The 23,758-nt window shown below is 71.7% G+C and carries 21 protein-coding genes; 6 read left to right on the forward strand and 15 right to left on the reverse strand.

The features are described from left to right. A partial coding sequence (locus ABT381_RS22065; protein WP_351596928.1) for a LacI family DNA-binding transcriptional regulator occupies positions 1-567 on the reverse strand: 567 nt, incomplete at its 3' end. A 225-nt stretch (positions 568-792) separates the two neighbouring features. Between ABT381_RS22065 and uriH the strand changes: the two genes are divergently transcribed. Together uriH and uriT are read left to right on the forward strand one after the other, a co-directional pair. Continuing rightward, on the forward strand, positions 793-1,779 hold the full coding sequence (gene uriH / locus ABT381_RS22070) for a uridine-preferring nucleoside hydrolase UriH (RefSeq protein WP_351596931.1): 987 nt from the start codon (positions 793-795) through the stop codon (positions 1,777-1,779). Next, a complete protein-coding gene (gene uriT, locus ABT381_RS22075) occupies positions 1,776-3,218 on the forward strand; it encodes a uridine transporter UriT (RefSeq protein ID WP_351596934.1) in 1,443 nt (480 codons plus the stop codon). The genes uriH and uriT overlap by 4 nt, the downstream gene beginning before the upstream one ends. A gap of 99 nt (positions 3,219-3,317) precedes the next feature. Here the strand turns inward: uriT and ABT381_RS22080 are convergent, their stop codons facing one another. From ABT381_RS22080 to ABT381_RS22095, 4 genes are all read right to left on the reverse strand, one after another. After that, positions 3,318-4,316, reverse strand: coding sequence for an ABC transporter substrate-binding protein (locus tag ABT381_RS22080; protein WP_351596937.1), 999 nt, complete (start codon positions 4,314-4,316; stop codon positions 3,318-3,320). Next, positions 4,307-5,104, reverse strand: a complete 798-nt coding sequence (locus tag ABT381_RS22085; RefSeq protein ID WP_351596940.1) for an ABC transporter ATP-binding protein — start codon at positions 5,102-5,104, stop codon at positions 4,307-4,309. Before ABT381_RS22085 ends, ABT381_RS22080 begins: the two co-directional genes overlap by 10 nt. After that, a complete protein-coding gene (locus ABT381_RS22090; RefSeq protein ID WP_351596998.1) occupies positions 5,104-6,186 on the reverse strand; it encodes a FecCD family ABC transporter permease in 1,083 nt (360 codons plus the stop codon). The genes ABT381_RS22085 and ABT381_RS22090 overlap by 1 nt, the downstream gene beginning before the upstream one ends. Before the next feature lie 320 nt (positions 6,187-6,506). After that, positions 6,507-8,042, reverse strand: coding sequence for a putative glycoside hydrolase (locus ABT381_RS22095; protein ID WP_351596942.1), 1,536 nt, complete (start codon positions 8,040-8,042; stop codon positions 6,507-6,509). A 154-nt stretch (positions 8,043-8,196) separates the two neighbouring features. On the opposite strand from ABT381_RS22095, the gene ABT381_RS22100 reads away from it, so the two are divergent. Next, positions 8,197-9,282 (forward strand): polysaccharide deacetylase family protein, encoded by a 1,086-nt coding sequence (locus ABT381_RS22100; RefSeq protein WP_351596944.1) that lies wholly within the window; start codon positions 8,197-8,199, stop codon positions 9,280-9,282. A 120-nt stretch (positions 9,283-9,402) separates the two neighbouring features. On the opposite strand, the gene ABT381_RS22105 is transcribed toward ABT381_RS22100, so the two are convergent. From ABT381_RS22105 to ABT381_RS22120, 4 genes are all read right to left on the reverse strand, one after another. After that, positions 9,403-9,747 carry an STAS domain-containing protein gene (locus ABT381_RS22105; protein ID WP_351596946.1) on the reverse strand — a complete coding sequence of 115 codons (345 nt, stop codon included), beginning with the start codon at positions 9,745-9,747 and terminating at the stop codon, positions 9,403-9,405. Positions 9,748-9,971: 224 nt separating this feature from the next. Further along, entirely contained in the window at positions 9,972-10,928 is a 957-nt protein-coding gene (locus ABT381_RS22110) for a TIGR03557 family F420-dependent LLM class oxidoreductase (RefSeq protein WP_351596949.1), read from the reverse strand. Between the two features lie 10 nt (positions 10,929-10,938). Continuing rightward, a complete protein-coding gene (locus tag ABT381_RS22115) occupies positions 10,939-11,943 on the reverse strand; it encodes an SDR family oxidoreductase (protein ID WP_351596952.1) in 1,005 nt (334 codons plus the stop codon). 477 nt (positions 11,944-12,420) lie between these two features. After that, complete coding sequence (locus ABT381_RS22120) at positions 12,421-13,557, reverse strand: baeRF2 domain-containing protein (RefSeq protein ID WP_351596955.1); 1,137 nt, start codon at positions 13,555-13,557, stop codon at positions 12,421-12,423. A gap of 367 nt (positions 13,558-13,924) precedes the next feature. Here ABT381_RS22120 and ABT381_RS22125 point away from each other — a divergent pair, with 367 nt between their 5' ends. Continuing rightward, positions 13,925-16,021: a catalase gene (locus tag ABT381_RS22125; RefSeq protein ID WP_351596958.1), complete on the forward strand. Its 2,097-nt coding sequence runs from the start codon at positions 13,925-13,927 to the stop codon at positions 16,019-16,021. Positions 16,022-16,061: 40 nt separating this feature from the next. On the opposite strand, the gene ABT381_RS22130 is transcribed toward ABT381_RS22125, so the two are convergent. From ABT381_RS22130 to ABT381_RS22145, 4 genes are all read right to left on the reverse strand, one after another. Beyond that, positions 16,062-16,268, reverse strand: coding sequence for a CDGSH iron-sulfur domain-containing protein (locus ABT381_RS22130; RefSeq protein ID WP_351596961.1), 207 nt, complete (start codon positions 16,266-16,268; stop codon positions 16,062-16,064). Between the two features lie 22 nt (positions 16,269-16,290). Continuing rightward, positions 16,291-16,944, reverse strand: a complete 654-nt coding sequence (locus tag ABT381_RS22135; protein ID WP_351596963.1) for a HemK2/MTQ2 family protein methyltransferase — start codon at positions 16,942-16,944, stop codon at positions 16,291-16,293. A 51-nt stretch (positions 16,945-16,995) separates the two neighbouring features. Beyond that, positions 16,996-18,015 (reverse strand): iron-containing redox enzyme family protein, encoded by a 1,020-nt coding sequence (locus ABT381_RS22140; RefSeq protein WP_351596966.1) that lies wholly within the window; start codon positions 18,013-18,015, stop codon positions 16,996-16,998. Positions 18,016-18,083: 68 nt separating this feature from the next. Further along, positions 18,084-18,872 (reverse strand): SigB/SigF/SigG family RNA polymerase sigma factor, encoded by a 789-nt coding sequence (locus tag ABT381_RS22145; protein WP_351596969.1) that lies wholly within the window; start codon positions 18,870-18,872, stop codon positions 18,084-18,086. 363 nt (positions 18,873-19,235) lie between these two features. Between ABT381_RS22145 and ABT381_RS22150 the strand changes: the two genes are divergently transcribed. Both ABT381_RS22150 and qcrB read left to right on the forward strand, forming a co-directional pair. Next, the gene (locus ABT381_RS22150; RefSeq protein ID WP_351596972.1) at positions 19,236-19,577 is read left to right on the forward strand and encodes a DUF6479 family protein; all 342 of its coding nucleotides are present in this window, start codon (positions 19,236-19,238) and stop codon (positions 19,575-19,577) included. 204 nt (positions 19,578-19,781) lie between these two features. Then, a complete protein-coding gene (qcrB, locus tag ABT381_RS22155) occupies positions 19,782-21,476 on the forward strand; it encodes a cytochrome bc1 complex cytochrome b subunit (RefSeq protein WP_467754674.1) in 1,695 nt (564 codons plus the stop codon). A gap of 16 nt (positions 21,477-21,492) precedes the next feature. Here qcrB and ctaF read toward each other — a convergent pair whose 3' ends face one another. Continuing rightward, positions 21,493-21,876, reverse strand: a complete 384-nt coding sequence (ctaF, locus tag ABT381_RS22160) for an aa3-type cytochrome oxidase subunit IV (protein WP_351596978.1) — start codon at positions 21,874-21,876, stop codon at positions 21,493-21,495. Then, positions 21,873-23,582, reverse strand: a complete 1,710-nt coding sequence (ctaD, locus tag ABT381_RS22165) for an aa3-type cytochrome oxidase subunit I (protein WP_467754673.1) — start codon at positions 23,580-23,582, stop codon at positions 21,873-21,875. The genes ctaF and ctaD overlap by 4 nt, the downstream gene beginning before the upstream one ends. Between the last annotated feature and the right edge of the window lie 176 nt (positions 23,583-23,758).

The following is a 23,758-nucleotide window of genomic DNA, read 5'->3' on the forward strand; positions in this document are numbered from 1 at the left end:
GCCGGCCGCGCCCACGAACCACGGCCGGCGGCGGCCCGCCGCCGCCAGGTGATCCAGTACGAGTGCCATGCCGGCCGCGTTGTCCACCGCGACCGAGTCGGCGACGCCCGGTCCGCAGGCACGGTCCAGCAGCACCACCGGCACCCGCCGCGCGGCGTCCGCGACCGCCTCCCGGCTGAGCCGCGCGTCGACCGGTATCAGCACCAGCGCGTCCACCTGCCGGTCCAGGAACTCCGCGATCCGGGCCGCCTCGGTCGCCGGGTCGTCGTCGCAATCCGCGAGCAGCACGGCCCGCCCCGCGGCGTGCAACGCGTGCTCCAGCTCGCGCACGAGCGCGGGGAAGAAGGGGTTGGTGATCTGCGGCAGGACCAGGCCGACGGTGCCGGTGGCGCGGCGGCGCAGCGCGCGGGCGACGTGGTTGGGGCGGTACCCCAGCCGGGTGGCCGCCTCCCGTACCGTACGGGCGGTCTCGGCGCCGACCGGGCGGGTGCCGGCGAGCACGCGGGAGACGGTGGCGACGGAGCAGCCCGAGGCACGGGCGACGTCCTTCAAGGTGACTTCGGCCACGGTCGCGCCCTTCGCTCGGCTCGGCTGCGCCCCTGCAGCGGCGTACGCTGCGGCAACGGCGGGCAAACGTTATCACCGGGCAGCCGCCGGACTCTGTGGGATGAATCATTGACAAGTACCCCGGTATGCGGGTGAACTCTTCGCGGCCTTTCGGAGAACGATTTCCCATCGCTCTCCCGAAGGCGTCACCGCACCACCGTTCAACAGGGCAAAGGGGCTCGACCGTTGGCCAGAAAGATCATCCTCGACTGCGACCCGGGGCACGACGACGCGATCGCCATGCTCCTGGCCCACGGCAACCCCGACATCGAGCTCGTCGCCGTGACGACCGTGGTCGGCAACCAGACGCTGGAGAAGGTCACCCGCAACGCGCTCTCCGTGGCGCGGATCGCGGGCATCACCGACGTGCCCTTCGCCGCCGGCTGCCCGCGTCCCCTCGTACGGAACATCGAGACCGCCGGTGACATCCACGGCGAGACCGGTCTGGACGGCCCCGTGCTGCCGGACCCGACGTGCGTCCTGGACGAGCGGCACGCCGTCGACCTGATCATCGACACCGTGATGTCCCACGAGCCGGGCGAGATCACCATCGTCCCGACCGCGGGCCTGACCAACATCGCGCTGGCCGCGCGCAAGGAGCCGCGCATCGTCGAGCGGGTCCGCGAGGTCGTCCTGATGGGCGGCGGCTACCACGAGGGCAACTGGAGCGCGGTCGCCGAGTTCAACATCGTCATCGACCCCGAGGCCGCGCACATCGTCTTCAACGCGGGCTGGCAGGTCACCATGGTCGGCCTGGACCTCACCCACCAGGCGCTCGCGACGCCCGAGGTGGCCGAGCGGATCGCCGCGCTGGGCACCAAGCCCGCCAAGTTCGTCGAGGAGCTGCTGGAGTTCTTCGGCACCACCTACCGCGACCACCAGGGCTTCGAGTCGCCGCCGGTGCACGACCCGTGCGCCGTCGCGTACGTGATCGACCCGGACGTGATGACGGTGCGCCGCGCCCCGGTGGACATCGAGCTGACCGGCACCCTGACCAAGGGCATGACCGTGACGGACTTCCGCGCGCCCGCGCCGGCCGACTGCCGCACCCAGGTCGCGGTGCAGCTGGACCACGGCCGCTTCTGGGACCTCGTCGTCGACGCGCTGGAGCGGATCGGCGACCCCGAGCTGATCGGCGAGAACCCGCAGAAGCCCGGAGACGTACTGGCATGAGCGCATCCACCACGACGGGGCAGCCCCCGGGCGGCCTGACGGAGAGACCCGGCATACGGGTCGGGGTCCTGGTCACCGCGCTGCTGGTGGCGTGCTTCGCCTTCCAGCTCAACGCGAGCATGCTGAGCCCCGCGCTGAAGAGCATCGAGGACAGCCTCCACGCCACCTCGGCGGAGATCGGCCTCACCCAGACCGCGTTCTTCACCTCGGCGGCCCTCTTCTCGCTCTTCCTGCCGCGGCTCGGCGACGTCATCGGCCGCCGCAAGGTGCTGGCCGGGATGATGGCCCTGATGGTCATCGGCTGCATCGTCGCGGCGCTCGCGACGAGCGTGCCGGTGCTCTTCGCCGGCCGGGTCCTCCAGGGCGTGAGCGGCCCGACCGTACCGCTGTGCCTGATCATGCTGCGGGTCGAGGTCACCGAGCCGAAGAAGTACGGCACCCTGCTCGGTGTGATCACCGCGGTCAACGGCGGCATCGCGGGCGTGGACTCGCTCGCGGGCGGCTACCTCGCCGACCACTACGGCTTCGGCGCCGTCTTCTGGGCGATGGCCGTGGTCGCGGCGCTCGCCGCGGTCCTGGTCGCCACCCTGACCCGGGAGTCCACCGCGCCCGTGAAGAGCCGGATGGACTGGCCCGGCGTGGTCCTGCTCGTCGTCTCGGTCGGCGCGCTGCTGACCGCGTTCAACGAGGCGGGCAAGCTGGCCGCCGCGAACTGGCCGCTGATCGGCGTGCTCGTCGTGATCGCCGCGCTCGCCTTCGCGCTGTTCTGGCGCACGGAGGGCCGCAGCGGCCACCCGCTGGTCGCCACCCACCACCTCAAGCAGCGCTCGACCTGGGCCCTGCTGCTGACCACGGTCCTCACCATGACCGGCGTCTTCGCCGTCATGAACGGGCTGATCCCGGCGTTCGCGCAGGACGCGCACGCGGGCCTGGGCATGTCGGCCGAGGCGTCGGCCTGGTGGACGCTGACGCCGTACGCGCTCGCCGGGCTCGCCATGGGCCCGGTCGCCGGGCGGCTCGCCGCGACGTTCGGGTACGGCCGCGTCCTGCGGTTCGGCCTGATCGGCTCGGTCGTGACCGTCGTCCTGATGATCCTCACCCTCGGCAGCCACTCGCGGCCGCTGCTGCTGGTGATGTCGCTGCTGGTCGGCATCACGTACGCGGGCGTGGCGAACATCGTCCTCAACGGGCTCGGCATCGTACTGTCCCCGCGCGAGAACCCGGGCTTCCTGCCGGGTCTGAACGCGGGCGCGTTCAACCTGGGCGCGGGGCTGAGCTTCGCGGTGCTGTACGCGGTGAAGACCGCGGCTGTTCCGGCCGACCCGTCGTCGCCGTCGGACTACACCGCGGGGATGATCGCGGGCATGGTCATCATCGCTGCGGCGATCGGGACGTCGTTCCTGATCCCCAAGCCGGTGTCCGCCGAGGCGGACGGCTGATCGACGGTCCGGGTGCGTGACGGTTGTTGCCTCACGCACCCGCCGTCGTGGCTGGGCGCGCCCACGCGGCGGAGCCGCACATCGACACGCCCCGCGCCCCTACGGGCGCAAGTATGCGCCCAGGCGTTCGATGGCTGCGGGGTTGCGGGGGCTTTCGACCAGGTCCGCGTAGTCCAGCGTGACGATCTTCTTGTGCTTGATCGCCGACACTCCCGCCAGCGGTTTGTAGTGGAGCAGGAAGTCCTTCTTGCGCGCGGCCGTGGTGTCGCCGTAGTCGCAGATCACGATGACGTCGGGGTCGCGCTCGACGACGGTCTCCCAGCCCACCGTCGTCCAGGAGTCCGCGAGGTCGTGGGTGATGCTGCGGCCGCCCGCCTTGGCGATGATGTCGTCGGGCGCCGCGTACCGCCCCGCCGTGAACGGCTTGTCCTGGCCGCTGTCGTACAGGAACACGTTCGGCCGGTCCGCGCCCTTGGGCGCCTTTCGCCGCACCTCGGCGACCCGGTCCTTGAAGTCCGCGATCAGCTTCCGCGCCCGGTCCTCGACGCCGAAGAGCTTTCCCAGCTGGGTGAGGTCGGTGTACAGCGCCTCCAGCGGCGGCATGACGCCACGTGCCGAGCCGCGTCCGTTGTGGCAGGACTCGGTGAGGAGGTACGAGTCGATGCCGAGCTCGTGCAGGGCGGCCGGGGTGAGGCCGCCCTCGCCGAAGCCGTAGTTCCAGCCCGCGAAGACCAGGTCGGCGCGCGCGTCGACGGCCAGCTCCTTGGTGATCTGGTGCTTCGACAGCCACTTCGTCTTCTTGTAGCCGTCCTTCCAGGGCACGTCGTGCAGGTCGCCCTTGTCGTCCGGCATGACGAACCCCGCCATCCGGTCCTCCAGGCCCAGCGCGAACATGATCTCGGTGATGCCGACGTCGTTGGTGACCACGCGTTCGGGCACCTTGTCGAAGGTCAGCTTCTTGCCGCAGTTCTCGATGGTCACGGCCGGCTGCCCGGCGGCCTTGCCGTCGGCGGCCGGGTCCGCGACGCGCGCGCCGCATCCGGTGAGGGCGAGCGCGAGACAGAGGGCGGCCGCGGTGCGGGGGCGAATCACGGACATGCGATCTCCTGATCGGTCAGGTCGAAGAGCAGCTGGACGGCGCCGGTCACCGGGTGCGTGACGCGGTGCGCCCGTACGCCGAACACCTCGGCCAGCAGGCGGGGTTGCAGTACGTCGTGCGGCGGGCCCGAGGCGACGACGCGGCCGCCGTCGAGCACGTACAGCACGTCGCAGTGGCTCGCGGCGAGGTTCAGGTCGTGCAGCGCGGCGAGCACCGTGAGGCCGCTGCGGCGCACCAGGGACAGCACCTCCAACTGGTGGGCGATGTCCAGGTGGTTGGTCGGCTCGTCGAGGACGAGGACGCGGGGCTGCTGGGCGAGGGCGCGGGCGATCAGGACGCGCTGCTTCTCGCCGCCGGAGAGCGCGCGGAAGCCGCGTCCGGCGAGGTGGGCCGCGCCGACCCGGCCCAGCGCCTCGGCGCAGAGGGCGGCGTCGGCGGCGGAGGCGCGGCCGGTGAAGAGGGTGCCGCCGCGCTGGTGCGGCAGCCGGCCCATCGCCACCACCTCGGCGGCGGTGAAGTCGAATTCGGCGGCGGACTCCTGGGGCAGCGCGGCCAGTCGGCGGGCGGCAGCGCGCGCGTCCATCGCGTGCAGGTCGTCGCCGTCCAGCCGTACCGTGCCCACCGCGGGCCGCAGGGCCCGGTACACGCACCGCAGCAGCGTGGACTTGCCGCTGCCGTTCGGCCCGACCACCCCCACGACCTGCCCGCTGTCGGCCCGCAACGTCATGTCCTCGACGATCCGAGCTCCTGCCAGCTCGACCGTCAGCCCGTCCACGTCTAGGCGCATCAGCGACCGCCTCCGAACGCGTAGCCGCCGCGCCGCATCAGCAGCAGGAAGCACGGCACGCCGAGCACGGCGGTGATCACGCCGACCGGGAGCTCCGCGGGCGCGAGCAGCAGTCGCGAGACGACGTCCGCCCAGACCAGCAGCACGGCACCGGCGAGCGGCGCGAGGAGCAGCACCCGGCGGTGGTCGGCGCCGACGAGCATCCGTACGACGTGCGGCACCATCAGCCCGACGAAGCCGATCGCGCCCGAGACGGCGACGACCGAGGCGGTGACGGCGGCGGTGACGACGAACAGTTCGGTCCGCAGCCGGCCCGGACGCACGCCGAGCGCCGCGGCGGTCTCGTCCCCCATCGCCAGCGCGTTCAGACGCCCCGCCCGCGCGCCGAGGTACAGCACCCCTGCCAGCACGGTGACCGCGGCGAGCGGCACCGAGCCCCAGGTCGCCCCGCCCAGGCTGCCGAGCAGCCACATCATCGCGGACCTGGCCGCCTCGCCGCGCTCGGCCCGGAAGACCATGAGCGTGGTGACGGCGGAGAAGCCGTAGGAGAGGGCGGTTCCGGCCAGCACCAGGCGCAGCGGCGTCAGCCCGTACGCGGTGCGCGCCGCGGCGTAGACGAGCGCCATCGCCGCGAGCGCCGAGACGAACGCGGACACCGACAGTGCCCACACGCCCAGCGCGGCGAACGCGCCGAGCAGCAGTACCGCGTTGGCGCCGACCGCGGCGCCGGAGGAGACGCCCAGCACGAAGGGGTCGGCGAGGGCGTTGCGCACCATGGCCTGCACGGCCACGCCGACCGAGGCGAGTCCGGCGCCGACCACGGCCGCGAGGACGGCGCGCGGCAGCCGTATCTCCCAGACGATGGCGTACGCGCCGGCCTCGTCGGCCCGTATCGTCCCGCCGGTCAGCCCGGCCCCCAGGAAGTGCAGCGTCTCGCCCCACGGCACCCCGGCCGCGCCCAGCCCGACCCCGCACACGAGGGAAACGAGCAGGAGCAGGGCGAGCACGGCGGCGGAGGCGGGGACCGGCAGGCGGGTGGCCTCGGGCGGTCCGGCCGCGGCGGGTGCCGGGGCGGTGGTCATGGCGGGCACGGGCGGGCGTCCTTCGCCTCGGGCCGCGTCCGTACGCACAGGGGGCGGCGCACCCGGCGCCGGGCGGGCGTCCGTGCGTCATCCCTCTCGCAGTCCGCGGCGAGCAGTCGGGAGATGTGCCACCCCGCGGGTCATCGGACTCACGCGAGCACTCCGCCCGGACCCCTACGACAGGCCCGTACCGCACACTCGCGCACACCGTTGCGGGTCAGCGCCGGACTCTCACCGGACTTCCCCCACGGGACACGATCGGCAGCCTAACAGCGGGCCCGGACCACCCGCATACGTGTGCGGGGGCCCGGGCCGACCGGTCACTTCATCGGCGTCAACGCTCCCCCGTGGTAGCGCACGCCCGGGTTCCACAGGAGGAAGGAGTGGATGCCGTCGTCCGCCGCGGCGCGGATCTGGGCGGCCACTTCGGCGTCGCCGTAGGAGACGCCGAGGGAGAAGTCCTGGATCCAGGGGACGATCTGGGCGTCGGTGTGGCGGGTCTTCTTCACGAAGTCGGCGAGGGACTTCTTGGTGATGGGGTACGGGTGGGAGTTCGGGTCGGAGACGCCGTACTCGCCGGCGGCCCAGTGCGAGGGGTAGATCATCGGCGCGATGTAGTCGCACTGCTTCGCGAGCTTGCCGATGTCCTGGGCGATCTCCTTCGGGCGGGTGACCGCGATGCCGAAGACGGAGACGCCGAGGAAGGCGCCGTGTTCGCGGGCCACCGCACGGGTCCGCGCGACCAGGTCCGCGATCGAGTCCTCCGGCGTGGTCTTCCCGAGGCCGGGGAAGGACATGCCGCTGAGCTTGCCGTCCGGGCGGCGGATGTAGTCGTAGAGGATGTCGTCGAAGCCGAGCTTCGCGGCCTCGGCGGCGAGGTCGAGGTGGTACTGGCGGACGTCGCGGTTCGCGAAGTTGGTGAAGGAGAGGGAGCCGTACTTGGAGCCCGCGCCGTACGGGCCGCCGTCGGGAGTGCGGACGACGCGGTCGCGGTGGCCGTCCTTCCAGGAGGCGGAGGCCAGGATCGGGTCGCGGAAGGCGACGATGCGGCCGACGACCGCGCCGCCGGCCGCGTGGATCTCCTTGATGGCCTTCTTCGCGTCGTAGTAGCCCTTGGCCGCGCCGGTCTTCTTCGCGAGCGGCACCTGTGAGTCGTAGCCGATCTCGCCCAGCTCGTCCTTGATGTCGAGCTGGACGGCGTTCAGCTTGCCCTCCTTGAGCAGCTTCAGCACCGGCTCGCGCAGCTGGTCCGAGGCCCACCCCTGGCCGCTGACGTGCACCGCGCGCAGCATCGGCCGTCGTACTGTCACCACCGCGTCCTCCCGGGCGGTGTTCCCGGCCGCGTCGGTGGCGACGGCGGTGGCCTTCGCGGGCGGCCGCGGGAGCGTGACGGCGAAGCGGCCGTCCTTGCCAAGGTCCGCCTTCCTGCCCGCGACCGTCACGGCGGTGGCGCCCTGCGCGCGGCCCTTGACCGTGACCGGGCCGCGCAGGCTGCGGCCCTCGGGGTCGGCCACCGCGAGGCGCGGCGGCGTGGTGTCGACGGTCAGTTCGCGGGTGAGCTCGGAGCCGCCGCCGAGCATCGAGCCCTCAGTGGCCACCTTCAGCTCGTGCGTGCCGTCGCGGAGGCCGTCCAGACCCACCGTCAGCTGCCGTCCGGCGCCCCGCACCGGTATTCGCCTGCCGTCCACGGTGACCTCGGCGCCGCGCAGCCGCTCCCCCGCCGGCGCGGTCACCGCCACCCCGCCCTTGTGCAGCGCCGCGGCGTTCACCACGCCGCCCGCCGGCAGTCCGGCCAGCCGGAAGGCGGGCGCGCGGTACTGCCGTACGAGGAGCACGCCTCCGACGACCAGGGCCATGGCCAGGACACCGGCCAGAAGAATGACGAGCGCTCTGCGCGGGGAACGAGTACGGGAGGAGTCAGTGGAAGCAGAGGAAGCAGAGGAATCCGAAGGATTCAAGAAAAGTGTCTTCCAGTTGAGCCGCATTGGCACGCCCTTTCCGGGAGGTCTCGTGCATCTCCGTCGCTCGCGTCCGGTCCCTCTCCGCCGGCCCGGCCTCGTCGTCCTGTCCCTGCTGGCGCTGGCCGCGTCGGCCGTCTCCTGCGCCGAGTCCCGCGGCGGCGCGCCACCGCCGGAACCCTCGGCTCCGAAAACCATCAGTGGTCGGCAGGATTCCCCCTCGGCCCGGCCCGAACACCCGTCACGGTCCAAGTCCCCGGCCTCGGTGCACGCCAACGAGCTCGGTGCGGTGCCGGTCCTGATGTACCACCAGATCGTGGACGAGCCGAAAGGCGTGTACGACCGCAGGCCCGCGGACTTCCGCGCCGAGCTGGAGCGGCTGGCCAAGGAGGGCTATGTGCCGGTGACCGCGGGCGCGTACAGCACGGGGAAGATCGACATACCGGCCGGGCGCCACCCGGTCGTGCTCACCTTCGACGACTCCACCGACAGCCAGTTCGCGCTCGGGGACGACGGCCGGCCCGTCGCGGACTGCGCGGTGGGCATCCTGCGCGACGTGGCGCGGCGGCATCCGGGGTTCACCCCCGCCGCCACCCTCTTCGTGAACGGCGGCGCGTTCCCCGCGACGGGTACGAAGAAGGCGCTGCGCTGGCTGCACGGGCACGGCTTCGAGGTCGGCAACCACACCCGGGACCACGCCAACCTCCGCGACATCTCCGCGGGCGAGGCGCAGCAGCAGATAGCCGGCGGCCAGCAGGTCGTCACCAAGAGCGTGCCGGACGCGAAGGTGACCTCGCTGGCGCTGCCGTTCGGCGTCCAGCCCAACCCGGCAGGGCTGGACATCAAGGGCGCGGCGGACGGGGTGCGGTACGCGTACGACGGTGCGTATCTCGTCGGCGCGGGCCCGGCCCCCTCGCCGTACGCCACCGCCTTCGACCCGGTCGGCATACCGCGCATCCGCTCGGCGGGCGCGCACGGCCAGGACGCCCAATTCGGCTCCGCGCACTGGCTGGACGAGCTGCGCGACGGGGCGGTCGCGCGGTACACCTCGGACGGCGATCCGGACCGCGTCTCCTACCCGAAGTCGGGCTCGGCCCGGCCGGCGAAGGCGTTCCGGGAGCGGGCGAAGCCGTACTGATCCACCCTTGGGCGCATAGCAGCGAGCCGGGGCGCGCACGATGTCGTGCGCGCCCCGGCTCTCGTTCCGGCACCCGGCGCTTTCCCGTTCCGGCGCCCGGCACTTTCCGCCGGCAGCCCCCTAGGCCTCGCTCGCGGTCACCAGGGGGAACGGCTCCCGGCTCACCCGCTGCGCGTCGTCCAGCGGCCTGCGGGCCTGCGCGCTCCGCGGCGCGATGACGTGGAAGGCCGTGCCCAGCGCCCGGGCCCGCCGGAAGACCCGGACCAGCGCGGGCACCCCGCAGCAGGCGCACACCGTGGAGCAGGCCCCGAGGTCGACCAGCAGGCTCGCGGCGCCCCGGTTGAGGAGGATGAGCATCTCCTCGCGGGCCTGGGTGACGCGGGCGCAGTCGAACTCCGGCGGGCGGAGCACCACGGCACCGCCGCCCGACTGACTGCACCAGGGGCTCCGGGGAGGACTGGACATCGCTTCTCCTGAACGGCCGGGCCGGCGCGCCGCACCGGCGGGGAATTCATGTGCCCGTCACGTGGTCCGCAGCATTGATGTGCCGTCCGGATATCCGGTCACTCGGGCTCGGGGAAATTCCACGGTAGGGCGGCGGGCCGATGCTCCGCCACCGCAGGGCCCGCCGCCGCACGGCATTCGCTGCGTATTCGCCCCGCGGGTTTTCTTCCCGGCGGCCGGTGTGTTCAGTCCTTCAGCTGAGGCAATACCTTTGTGCGATAGAAGTCGAAGAAACCGCGCTGGTCCTGGCCGATCTGGTTCACGTAGACGGTGTCGAATCCGGCGTCGGTGTACTCCTGCACCGCCGCGACATGTGCTTCCACGTCGTCGCCGCAGGTCACGGCGGACGCCACCTGATCGCGCGTGACGAGGGTCGTCGCCTGCTCGAAATGGCGCGGGGTCGGCAGTACCTGTCCCAGTTCGCCCGGCAGTTGTTCCGTCGCCCACAGCCGGTGCGCGGTGCGCACGGCTTCCTCGCGATCGGTTCCGTAACAGACCTTCAGGCCGCCGTGCACCGGCTTGCCTCCGCCGCCGCCCCGCCGGAACCGCTCGATCGCGTCCGCTTCCGGCGCGATGGTGATGAATCCGTCGCCGATCCGCGCGGCCAGTTCCGTGGCGGTCGGCCCGAAGCCGGAGACATCGATCTGCACCGGCTCCTCGGGAACGGTGTACAGCCGCGCGTTCTGCACGGTGTAGTGCTTTCCGTGGTGGCTCACTTCCTTTCCCTCGAAGAGCGAGCGCATCACCTGTATCGCTTCTTCCAGCATTTCCAGCCGGACCGAGGTCTGCGGCCATTCGCCGCCCACAACTTGCTCGTTGAGCGCTTCGCCGCTGCCCACGCCGAGCCGGAAACGGCCGTTCAGGAGTACCGCGCTGGTGGCCGCCGCCTGTGCGGTGATCACCGGGTGCAGCCGCTTGGTCGGGCAGGTCACGGCGGTCTCGACGGGCAGCGACGTGGCCTCGGCGAGCGCCCCGATCACCGACCAGACGAAGGGCGCCTGCCCTTGTTCGTCATTCCACGGATGGAAATGGTCGGAGATCCACAGGGAAGTGAATCCGGCCTGTTCCGCCATGCGTGCCTGTTCCACCAGTGCGCGCGGGTCGTGCTCCTCGCAGGAGAGGAAATAGCCGTATTCCGTCATCACAAGCTCCTCAGGTCCAAGGCCGCCGCGCGATGCCGGCGGCGGCCAGCGCCCCGACGGCCGCCGCCGCGACCAGGGCGCGGGCGTGCTCGGTGGCCCACAGCTGGCAGGAGCGCCCGTGCGACGCGTCGTCGAAGGAGCCGTGGGCCCCGTGGTCCCGGCCGTCCATGCCGTCGACCGGCTTCCAGAGGTTGTCCGGCGCCGGCGGCTCGGCATCCTGATCGGTCTGCTGCGAGTCGAAGCCCGTTCGCGCCAGATAGCGGTCCAGCAGCCCGGGGACGAGCCGGTTGGCGAGCACCGTCGCCGTGGTCGAGCCGCCCACGCAGTACTGCTTGCGCCGAGGGTGGTCGGCGGCGTACACGATGCCGCGCGCGGCCACCTCCGGCTGGTAGATGGGCGGTACCGGCTGCGGCCGCCGCGGCAGCCGGGAGAGCACCCAGGAGAACTGCGGGGTGTTGAGGGCCGGCAGCTGGACGACGGTGATCCGTACGTTGCTCTTGTCGTGCATCAGTTCCGTGCGCACCGAGGAGGTGAACCCCAGGATCGCGTGCTTGGCACCGCAGTAGGCGGACTGCAGCGGGATGGACCGCTCGCCCAGCGCGGAGCCGGCCTGCACGATCGTGCCCGCGTCGCGCGGCACCATCCGGGCCAGCGCCGCCTGCGTACCGTGCACGAAGCCGAGGTACGTCACCTCCGTCACCCGTTTGAACTCCGCCGGGCGCACCTCGGTGAAGGGCGCGAAGACCCCGGCGAACGCGCAGTTGACCCAGACGTCGATGGGCCCGAACTCCGCCTCGACCGCGTCGGCGGCGGCCTCGACCTGGGCCGGGTCGGCGACGTCGGTGGGCAGTGCCAGGGCCCGGCCGCCGGCCGCCGCGACCTCACCGGCGGCCGCGTCGAGCCCGGCCTGCCCGCGGGCCACCAGCCCGATGTTCGCGCCCCGGCGGGCGAATTCCCGGACGACGGCGCGGCCGACGCCCGCGCTCGCTCCGGTGACGACGACGGTCTCGCTCATCGGCGGTCTCCTCGGACGGTGCCGGAGGCCGGCCGGTCAGCCGGCCGGGCCGGACTCCTCGGGGGTGTGCGGCGGCGGTACGGGGTCGGGCGCGGGGCCGGGCGCCGGGCCCGGCGTCGGGGGTGCCGGATTGGGCGGTACCGGATCCGGCTCGGGTCCCGGGCTCGGCGCGGGCGGCACCGGGTCGGGCCCTGGCGCGGGTACAGGACCGGGCCCCGGCCCCGGTTCGGGACCGGGCGATCCCGGGCCGGGGCCCGGCGTCGGCGGCACCGGGTCGGGGTGCGGGGTGCCGGGGCGTCCCGGCGGCTGCGGCGTGGTCACGGGTCCTCCAGGGAGGGGTGCGTGGTGCGGGCGGCCGACGCCTGGACGGGGGCGGGGGCAGAACGCCTGCCCGCCGACCCGCCGGCGCCTCACGGGTGCCCGCCGGAGTCCGTGCCTAACGCCCGGCCGGCGGTCCGTCCGGGCGGATACGGGCTCTCAGTGGGTCACGGGCGTGGACCAGCGCAGCACCGCGCCGAGGCCGCCCGGGGGCACCGGGTCGCTGTGGTGCAGCAGTACGGCCTGCGCGCCGTTGGCCACGGCGGACCGCAGCAGGGCGTCGTCGGCGCGGGCCGGCGCGGGGTTCACCTCACCGAGGTACTGCATCTCCGTGCCGCGCACGGCCAGCTGGTCGGGGCCGGGGCCGACCCAGACCTCGCGGCCCGCGTCGCCGCCGTCGGGGCTGATGAGCAGCGTGTCGATGCGGTGCTCGCGGGCCGCCTCGACCAGGGAGGGCACGCCGGAGGTCACGGAGGACTCGCCGTCGCTGCGGCCCGAACCGGCCTGGAAGCGCTGCACGGCGTCCATGACGTGGTCCTGTTCGAGCCCGGCGCGTACCTGGGCGATGTCCCGGTCCAGCCGGGTGCTGTCGGCGCCGGAGGCCCGGCCGCCGTGGTCGCTCTCGTACGCGACGCCGCGCAGCTGATCGGGGAGCCGGTCGCGCACCGCGCGGCGTTCGCGCGCGTCGCCGACCAGCAGGAGGAGGTCGGCGCCGGCGTGCTCGAACGCCTGGCCCGCGGCCTCGGCGATCTCCCCGGCGTTCTGCTCCCAGGTGTTCTCGACCTTGAGCTGGAAGTGCCGCTCGGACCAGTCGCTGGAGGTCGTCCGGTGCACCGGGTAATCGGCTCCGCTGACCTGGCCCGCGCTGTCGTGCACCGTGTCGCTGCGCAGCTCGAAGTCGGCACCGGTCCGGTCCACGTACACCACGAGGCAGACGGGGTTCTCGCCCAGCGCGTCCAGCAGGGGGGCCAGCCGGGGCACCGGTGACCAGGTCGCGCCCCGCATCGTGGGCGGCCCGGCGAGCGGGGTGTCCAGGACGACCTCGCCGCCGGTGGCGAAGACGGCGCGGCCCGCGTGGGCCAGCGATTCGCCCGGCCTGCGGAGTGTGCTCAGGGCGTCGTGCACGGCGCGGCAGGTGGCGGCGTCGGCGCCCTGGCCGGACAGCTGGTCGGCCGCGTTCTGCGCCGACAGCTCCTGCTGCTTGGCCGCGTCCTCCGTGCCGTGCGAGACATCGGCGTAGACGGACGCCCAGGGTCCCGGTCGTTCGATGAGCGGTTGCAGGAGCGAGAGTCGCATGGCGCTTCCTCCTCGGAATGGGGCGATCACCAGGTACGGGGCCTCGAAGGAGGGCTTCGCAGGCCGTGGTATTCCGCTCTTGTGGGGCGTCGTCGCCGCGGTGGCTGATGAGGTGGTTCCATCACTCTTCGGGGTGCCCTCTTTGCCACTATTCATGCAGTTCGCCGTCGCTGCACCTCGCCGGTCCGACGGGCCTCTCCAAGGCCGCCACGGCCCCGGAATCACAGGGATTTCGCGGCTCGCCCTTCTGGGCCAGCCGAGGTTTCTCCGCCTCGGATAACGGTTACCTGGCGAGCCGAGACACATGCCCCCAGGCGCCCTCGTCGGCGACTCCAGCGCGGCGCGGAGCGGGAAGGAGCCTTCGGAGATGGCGGACAAGAAGCAGGAGCAACGGGAGCGGTACTACGCGCACGACTCGAGTGACGGGCCACTGACCACCGACCAGGGCGTGCCGGTCGACCACACCGATGACTCCCTCCAGGCGGGCGAACGCGGGCCCACGCTGATGGAGGACTTCCACTTCCGCGAGAAGATCACGCGCTTCGACCACGAGCGGATCCCGGAGCGCGTGGTGCACGCGCGCGGCTCGGGCGCGTACGGCTACTTCCAGCCGTACCGGTCCTGCGCGGAGTTCACCCGGGCCGCGTTCCTGCAGGACCCGGACGTCAAGACGCCGGTGTTCGTCCGCTTCTCCACCGTCCAGGGGCCGCGCGGCTCGGCCGACACGGTGCGGGACGTGCGCGGGTTCGCGACGAAGTTCTACACCTCCGAGGGCAACTACGACCTGGTCGGCAACAACTTCCCGGTCTTCTTCATCCAGGACGGCATCAAGTTCCCCGACTTCGTGCACGCGGTGAAGATGGAGCCGCACAACGAGATGCCCACCGGCGCTTCGGCCCACGACACGCTGTGGGACTTCGTCTCGCTGCAGCCCGAGACGCTGCACACGATCATGTGGCTGATGTCGGACCGCGCGATCCCGCGCAGCTATCGCATGATGCAGGGCTTCGGCGTGCACACCTTCCGCTTCGTGAACGCCCAGGGCAAGGGCACGTTCGTGAAGTTCCACTGGAAGCCCAAGCTCGGCGTGCACTCGCTGGTGTGGGACGAGGCGCAGGAGGCACAGGGCCGCGACCCCGACTTCAACCGCCGCGACCTGTGGGACTGCATCGAGGCCGGCGACTACCCGGAGTACGAACTGGGCGTGCAGCTGGTGCCGGAGGAGGACGAGCACAACTTCGACTTCGACCTGCTCGACGCCACGAAGATCATTCCCGAGGAGCAGGTGCCGGTCCGGCCGATCGGGCGGATGGTGCTCAACCGCAACCCCGACAATTTCTTCGCCGAGACCGAGCAGGTCGCCTTCCACACGGCCAACGTCGTCCCCGGTATCGACTTCACCAACGACCCGCTGCTCCAGGCCCGTAACTTCTCCTACCTGGACACCCAGCTGCTCCGGCTGGGCGGGCCGAACTTCGCGCAGATCCCGGTCAACCTGCCCGTGGCGCCGGTGCGCACCAACCAGCGCGACGGCTTCCACCAGAGCAAGATCCACCGCGGCACCACGAGCTACACCAAGAACTCCCTGGCCGGCGGCTGTCCCGCGGTGGCCGGTGCCGACGAGACGGCCTTCCGGCACCTGACCGAGGCGGTCTCCGGGCACAAGATCCGCAAGCGCAGCGACAGCTTCCAGAACCACTACAGCCAGGCCGCGATGTTCTGGCAGTCCATGACCGAGTGGGAGAAGCAGCACATCGTCGAGGCGTACCGCTTCGAGCTGGGCAAGGTGAACGCGAAGGAGATCCGCCAGCGGGTCGTCGAGCAGCTCGCGCGGGTCGACCACACCCTGGCCGTCTCGGTCGCCGAGGGCATCGGCGTGGCCCCGCCGGAGCGCCAGGAGACCCCCGACGTGACGCCCTCCCCCGCGCTGAGCTTCGAAAGTCTCAAGGGCGACGGCTCGATCGCCACCCGCCAGATCGCCGTCCTCGTCTCGGACGGCGTGGACGCCGACCAGGTCGACACGATCCGCTCCGCGCTCTCGGCGCAGGGCGCAAACGTCGAGGTCCTCGCGCCGCACGACGGCGAGTTCACCGGCTCCGACGGCGTCACCCACCCCGTCGACCGGGCGCTGCCCACCGTCGCCTCGGTCCTCTACGACGCGGTCGTGCTGCCCGGTGACCCCTCGTCCGTGCCCCGCACGGCCCAGGACCCGGCGGTGCTGAAGTTCGTACGGGACTCCTACCGGCACGGCAAGGCGATCGCCGCGCTGGGCACCGGCATCGACGTGCTGAAACTGCTGGAGCCGGCCCGGCTGCGGACCGCCGACGAACACGAACACACCGTCTCCGACGAGGGCGTCGTCACGCACCACCCGGTCGGCCCCGCGAGCGAGCAGTTCGCCCAGGCCTTCATCGAGGCGGTGGGCGCGCACCGGCACTGGAACCGGCCGCCGCTGCGCCGCTGACGCACCGCTTTATCGCCGGCCACCGGCGCCCGCGCGCGCGTCAGCGTCGCGCGCGGCGCCGGTGGCTGGTGTCGCACCAGGGGTAACGCTTGCTGCGCCGGCACCTGCACAGGGCCACGCAGAAGCGGTCGGAGGAGACGACCGTGCCGTCCTCCAGCCGCACCTCGACCGGGCCCTCGATCAGCAGCGGCCCGTCCTTCTGGAGGGTGATGCGGCGTACGGCACGGGGCCCGGCCGGTTCGGACACTTCTTTTTCAGACGCTTCTTTTTCAGACGCTGCGCTCGGCACGGATGACCACCAGCTCTTCCTTCTCCTCGTCGGGTGCCACCAGGCCCTGGCCGTGCAGCCAGCCCTGCCGCGACCGCAGGACCGGTCCGAAGGGCACATAGCGGTGCTCCACCACCACGGCGTCCAGCCCCGCCTCCCGCAGCAGCCGCAGCGTGGGCCCGGTACCGCTGAGCGCCGAGTGCACGAGCAGCAGGGCGCCGCCGGGCGCCAGCAGCCGCGGCGCTTCCCGGCAGATCCGGTCCAGCACCAGCCGCCCGTCGTGCCCGGCGTCCCAGGCCCGCGCGCTGCCGCGCCGGGGCAGCACCGCCTCGGGTGCCGGGACGTAGGGCGGGTTCGTCAGGATCAGGTCGAAGCGCCGCCCGGCCACGGGACCGAAGAGGCTGCCGCGCAGTACGCGTACCGGCAGCCGCGCCAGCCGGGCGTTGAGCCGGGCCGCGAGGACCGCGCGCCAGGAGATGTCGACGGCGGTGACCTCGCCGCCGCGCCGGGCCGCCGCGAGCGCCAGCGCGCCGGTGCCGGTACCGATGTCCAGCACCCGCGCGCCCGGCACCAGCGGCTCGTGCTCCAGCACTTCGGCGAGCAGCGCCGTGTCGTCCTGTGGGGGGTAGACCCCCGGAAGCGTTATCAGAGGCACAAAGCAGAAGTACCCGGATAAATCGCTTTCAGTGGCCGGTGCACGGGAGGGTTACGGTACGTGCGCGAGGTCCGGCCCGAGCGCCACCCGCAGTGACGACTCCCCCGCCCGCCAGGCCGCCAGCAGCCGTGCGCCGAAGCGGTCCTCCAGGAAGCCGGTGGCGTCGATGCCGAAGGCGACGTCCCGCTCCAGGTGCGGCTCGGCCGCCAGCAGCCCGTCCACGACCTCGTGCCGTACGACCTGTTCGTGCACCGCGTCGGCCTCGACGTGCTCGGTGTAGAAGAACTCGGCGGCCGGCCCCGCGCCCGCGCGCCGCATCGCCGCGGCCAGCCGGCGGGAGGCGGGCGAGGAGGTCACCTCGACCGCGGCGAAGTGCCCGACGAGCGCTCCGCGCAGCGCCCGGTGCAGCCCGAAGAGGGACATCAGGTTGACCAGGGCCAGCATCTCCGCGCTGCCCGCGTCGAGGTAGCGCCCGTACGTGGTGTCCAGGCCGAGGTCCGTCATCAGGTCCGCGAAGAGCTGTGCGTGCACCCGCTCGGGGCGCCCGCCGCCGAACTCGTCGAACTCCACCGCGGCCATCCCCGCCTTGGCCCGCCCCCACAGCCGCGGCAGCACCCAGGCGTGCGGATCGGCCTCCTTGAGGTGGTACAGGCTGCGCTGGGCGGCGTACTCGCGCAGCTGAGCGCGGGTGCCGGAGCGTTCCAGCAGGTGCGGGACGCCGTCCCCGCCGACCGGCTCGACCAGCAGCTCGTCCAGCGCCCCGGCCGCGTCCTCGTGCCGCGTGGCGTCGGCCCGCAGCGCGTCGAGGAAGCGCCGCTCCAGTACGGCGCGCAGGCGCAGCAGGTCGGGGTCCCACTCCAGCGCGGGATCCACGCCGGCGAAGCCGCGGTAGTGCAGTTCGTACGCCACGTACAGGGCCAGCTGCAGGTCGTCGCCGTACGGGTCGGCGGTGGCGGCCGCGGCCGCGTCGTCCGCGGCCGGCGGGCCGCCGCCGCGCAGCGCGGTGATCACGGCCGCGGAGACGGGACCCCGGTCCCGGGGCAGCTCGGGACCGGTCGGCTCGTCGCTCATCGCTGTTCTTCACCCCTGACGTCGTCGGTGACTCGCACGGCCACCGGGTGCCCGTCACGCCTGCGGTGTCACGCCTGCGGTGTCACCTCGACGCGCACCAGGCGGCAGCACCGCTGCAGGATGCGGGAGACGTGCATCTGCGAGATGCCGACCTCCTCGGCGATCTGGCTCTGCGTCATGTCGCGGAAGAACCGCAGGTAGAGGATGGCGCGGTCGCGCGGCGGCAGGGCCCGCAGCACCGGCGCCGCGCACATCCGCTCCTCGACCAGCTCCAGCTCCGGATCCTCGTCACCCAGGAAGTCGGCGAGGTGGAAGGAGTGGCCCGCGTCCGTGCTCATGGGGCACTCCAGCGACAGCGCCGTGTACGCCCCCTGCGCCTCCAGGCCCAGCACCACGTCCTCCTCGGACAGGCCGGTGTGCTCGGCCAGGTCGCCGATGGTGAGGGAGCCGGAGCCGTTGCGGAATTCCAGCTGCTCGCGTGCCTGGTGGACGGTGGCCCGCAGCTCCTGCGTGCGGCGCGGCACGTGTACGGCCCACAGGTCGTCCCGGAAGTGCCGTCGCAGCTCACCGAGGATCGTCGGGATCGCGTACGCGGGAAAGGGCGTGCCCGAGGTCGGGTCGAACCGGTCGACGGCCTTGAGCAGGCCGACCGCGGCGACCTGCCGCAGGTCCTCCTCGGTCTCGCCGCGCCCGCTGTAGCGGCGGGCGAGGCGGTTGGCCATCGGCAGCCAGCCGCAGACGATCTCCTCGCGGAGCCGCTTCCTGACCGGCCCGTCCTCCAGCTCGGCCAGCCGGGCGAAGGCGGCGTCGGTGTCCGGAGCATCCTGATGGCGGCGGAGCGCGGTGGTGGCGGCCATGGCCCTTCCCTTCCGTCGGGATTCCGGCACCGGCAGAATCACCGGGAACGGCGGCTTTTGCCGCGCGTTACCGGCTGCCGGGCAGTTGTTGCTTTCCGGCTGAAACACTTGTTTCCGAAACCACCGGCCGGGTACCCGGACATACGAGCACCGCCCGGCGGCGAATCCTCGGCTCACTGCCCACATTTTCTCACTTCGCCGCCCGGCGCACCGTGGGCGCTGCTTTCCGCGGCCGCTCACGGGGGCGGTGCGGCGGAAGCGCCCTGGCAGCACCGTGCGCACACGCCGATGCGGCCCGGAAATCCACGCTCGTCCGAATGTGTGACACGTGTCGTTTCCGGTATTCGCGGGTACCCGGCCGACATGACCAGCTATGAGTCCCTGGCGGCTCCCAACCGCGACCTGCTCGTCGGCATCGGTCCGTTCGTCGTGGGCCTCGTCGTCGTGCTCCTGCTCATCGGTGCCGTGGCCCTCGGCCTGCGGCGCAAGCGGTCGCGGCCGGCCTCCGCCGAAGAACAGCCGAAGACACCCACGGATCCCCGCGGATACGAAACGGGAATGCGCACGGGCGATGAGGTCACGCAGGACGGTCACCGCCGCACTCCGTACGAGTTCGACGGCACGCGCGGTACTCGCCCGGACGAGGAAGGCAAAAAGCCGGGGAAATGGCAGGAGGGCCACAGCGGCTCCTTCGGTAACGGCTGAGGCCCCGGGCGCGCGGCGCCGGGCCGCCGCCCGCCCGTGAAGCGGCCGAGCGCGGAGAACGCGACCGGCCGCGCTTGGCCATGCCCCCGTCCAGCACCTTTCCGTCCGCTCCGCCGAACGGCTGAACAAACCGGCCGGGCGGCGGCGTCGCGGCCCCTTTCCGGATTGTCTCCGAACCGTACCGGTTAGCCATGCAAGGAAGTCATGAGCGGCGGCCGGGCCACGGGCCCCGGAGGGAGTTCGGTGCAGGTGTTCCGACGGCGCGGGGCCCGGCTGGAGGAGCGGGCCGAGGGGGCGGCCGTCACCGCGTTCACCGCCCTCGACCAGCGGCTTCCCCTCGCCGAGGGGGCCAAGGCACTGCTCCGCAAGGCATTCCCCGACCACTGGTCCTTCCTGCTCGGGGAAATCGCGCTCTACAGTTTCGTCGTGCTGGTGATCACCGGCACCTATCTGACACTGTTCTTCGACCCGAGCATGGCGGAGACCGTCTATCACGGCCGGCACATTCCGCTGGACGGCACGCGGATGTCGCACGCGTACGCCTCCACCCTTGACATCAGTTTCGAGGTGCGCGGCGGGCTGCTCATCCGGCAGATTCATCACTGGTCGTCCCTGGTGTTCCTGGCCGCGATCGGCATCCATCTGCTCCGGGTCTTTTTCACCGGGGCCTTCCGGCGGCCGCGCGAGCTGAACTGGATGGTCGGCGTCACGCTTTTCATGCTGGCGATGCTGGAAGGCTTCGCCGGTTACTCCCTGCCGGACGATTCACTGTCCGGCACGGGGCTGCGCACCGCCAATGCCATCGTGACCTCCATTCCCCTCGTCGGCACCTATCTCAATTTCTTCCTCTGGCAGGGCGCGTATCCGGGGACGGCCATCATTCCGCGCCTGTACGTGCTGCACATCCTGCTCATCCCGGGAATCATCATCGCGCTGATCAGCCTGCACCTGTTGCTCGTGGTGACCCTGAAACACACGCACTGGAACAAGCCCGGCCACACCAACAGGAACGTCGTCGGACAGCCGATGGTCCCGCACTTCACCGTGAAGACCACCGGCTTCCTGCTGATGATTTTCGGCGTACTTGCCTGCCTCGGCGCACTGGCCCAGATCAATCCGGTCTGGGATTACGGCCCGTACCGCCCGGATCAGGTGTCCACCGGCGTCCAGCCCGACTGGTACGTGGGATTCCTGGAGGGCGGCCTGCGGCTCATGCCGCCTTTCGAGACGAACCTGTGGGGCCACACGGTCATGTGGAACGTCTTCATTCCCACGCTCGTGCTTCCAGGCCTGCTGTTCGTCTCGCTGTACCTCTATCCCTACTTCGAGCGCTGGGTGACCGGGGACCGCGCCGAGCACCATCTGTGCGACCGGCCGCGGAACCGGCCCACCCGTACCGGGCTCGGCGTGGCCGCGGTCGTCTTCTACGCCGTGCTGCTGCTGGCGGGCGGCAACGACGTCACCGCCTACAGCTTCCGGATCTCGGTCAACGCGCTCACGTGGGTGCTGCGGATCGCCCTCGTCCTCGGGCCGGTCGCCGCCTTCTGGCTCACCAAGCGGCTCTGCCTCGCCCTGCAGGCGGCGGACCGCGAGCTGCTGACCAAGGGCGAGGAGACCGGCGAGGTGACCCAGAGCGTCTACGGCGCGCTGGGCGAAGGGCACACCGGCATCTCCGCCGAGCGGAAGTACGTCATCCTCGTCCGCGACGTACCCGAGCCGCTGCCCCGCCCGGCGGCCGGGCTCACCTCGCGCGGCCGGCGGCTGCGGATCGCGCTGAGCGGCTGGTACTACCGCGATCACGTACCGCTCCCGGCCAGTCCCGAGCAGCGGCTGGAGATCAGCGAGCGCACCGCGAGCCCGGACCGGGAGGCCGCGGAGGCGCCGGACTCCTCCCGGTAGCGCCGGCGTCGGCCGGCTACCGGTCGTTGAACTCGAAGACCATCCCGAAGGCGCCCGCCACCAGCACGCCGAAGCCGATCAGGAAGAGCCACAGCCCGAAGACGATGCCCAGTCCGGCGACCGCCGCGCCCAGCGCGGTCAGCGGCGGGTAGCCGCTCTTGGGCGGGAAGAAGTCCAGCCGGCCGGCCCGGTGCATGACCTCCCCCTGCCGCTCGTCCTCCGGCCGGGGCCCCCTGCGCCGGTGGTTCGTCGCGCAGAAGAAGGACACCACCGCGGCCATCAGGCAGGAGACGGTCAGCGCCGCCACGCCCGCCGGCTCCAGGGAGGTCAGCGCGTAGACGACGTCCACGACGAAGAAGAACCCCGCCGCCCCGCCGAAAAGGTATGCCTCGGCTTTCATCGGCTCTGCTCTCCGTGCGTGTCGGGGGTCGGCTCCACCGTCCCGCGCTCCCCGCCCGGCAGCCGGTACGCCTCGGGATGGTGCAGGTCGAAGGCGGGCGAGTCGGAGCGGACGCGGGGCAGCGCGTGGAAGTTGTGCCGGGGCGGCGGGCAGGAGGTGGCCCATTCCAGCGACCGGCCCCAGCCCCAGGGGTCGTCCACGCCGACCTTCGCCGCGTACTTGGTGGTCTTCCAGACGTTGTAGAGGAACGGCAGCGTGGACAGGCCGAGGAGGAAGGCGCCGACGGAGGAGACGGTGTTGAGGACGGTGAAGCCGTCGGCCGCGAGGTAGTCGGCGTACCGCCGGGGCATGCCTTCCGAGCCCAGCCAGTGCTGGACGAGGAAGGTGGTCTGGAAGCCGACGAAGAGCGTCCAGAAGTGGATCTTCCCCAGCCGTTCGTCGAGCATCCGGCCGGTCAGCTTCGGCCACCAGAAGTAGAAGCCGCCGAACATCGCGAAGACCACCGTCCCGAACAGGACGTAGTGCAGGTGGGCGACGATGAAGTAGGTGTCGGTGACGTGGAAGTCCAGCGGCGGGGAGGCGATCAGGACCCCGCTCAGCCCGCCGAGCAGGAAGGTCACCAGGAAGCCGGCGGCCCACAGCATCGGCGTCTCGAACGACAGCGAGCCCCGCCACATCGTGCCGATCCAGTTGAAGAACTTCACACCGGTGGGCGCGGCGATCAGGAAGGACATCAGCGAGAAGAACGGCAGCAGCACCATGCCGGTGGCGAACATGTGGTGTGCCCAGACGGTCGCCGAGAGCATCGTGATGGCGATGGTCGCGCCGACCATGCCGACATAGCCGAAGATCGGTTTACGGCTGAAGACCGGCACGATCTCGGTGATCACGCCGAAGAACGGCAGCGCCACGATGTAGACCTCGGGGTGCCCGAAGAACCAGAACAGGTGCTGCCAGAGGATCGAGCCGCCGTACGCCGCGTCGAAGACGTGCGCCCCGAATTTGCGGTCCGCGAGCAGCGCGAAGAGCGCGGCGGTCAGGACCGGGAAGGCCAGCAGGGCGAGGATCGAGGTGAAGAGGACGTTCCAGGTGAAGATCGGCATCCGGAACATCGTCATGCCGGGCGCGCGCAGGGTCATGATGGTCGCGATGAAGTTCACCGAGCCCAGCGTCGTGCTGAGCCCGGACAGGATCAGGCCCATCGCCCACAGGTCACCGCCCTCCCCCGGCGTCCGGACGGCGCCGTTGAGCGGTGCGTACGCGAACCAGCCGAAGGACGCCGCGCCCTGCGGGGTGAGGAAGCCGGAGACGACCATCAGGCCGCCGAAGAGGAACAGCCAGTAGGTCAGCGCGTTCAGCCGGGGGAAGGCGACGTCCGGCGCGCCGATCTGCAGTGGCATGACGGCGTTGGCGAAGCCGGCGAACATCGGCGTCGCGAAGAGCAGCATCATGATCGTGCCGTGGATGGTGAACAGCTGGTTGTACTGCTCGGCCGTGACCAGCTGCAGTCCGGGGCGGGCCAGTTCGGTCCGCATCAGCATGGCCAGCAACCCCGCGAACAGGAAGAACGCGAAGGCGGTCACGAGGTAGAGGTTGCCGATCACCTTGTGGTCGGTGGTGGTCAGCCAGCCGCGGATCCGGCTGCCGGTCTCGATCCGGCGCCTCGCGGCGGCTGCCGCGCGCGCCTGCCGCTCAACGTGGACCACCGATAGCCTCCGTCCGACCGGTCCGACATCCGCCAGCCTGACATCACCGGCGGCGTTTGCCGCGGTCCGCAGCGCCCCGCGGCCGGCCGCCACCCGTAAGGAGCACCCACGGTTCGGCTCACGGTCAGGTCATCGGCACCTCTTGGTCACGTAATGATCGCGAGGCGGGGTTTCGC

Source organism: Streptomyces sp. NPDC000151 (assembly GCF_040301705.1).
Classification (GTDB): Bacteria; Actinomycetota; Actinomycetes; order Streptomycetales; family Streptomycetaceae; genus Streptomyces.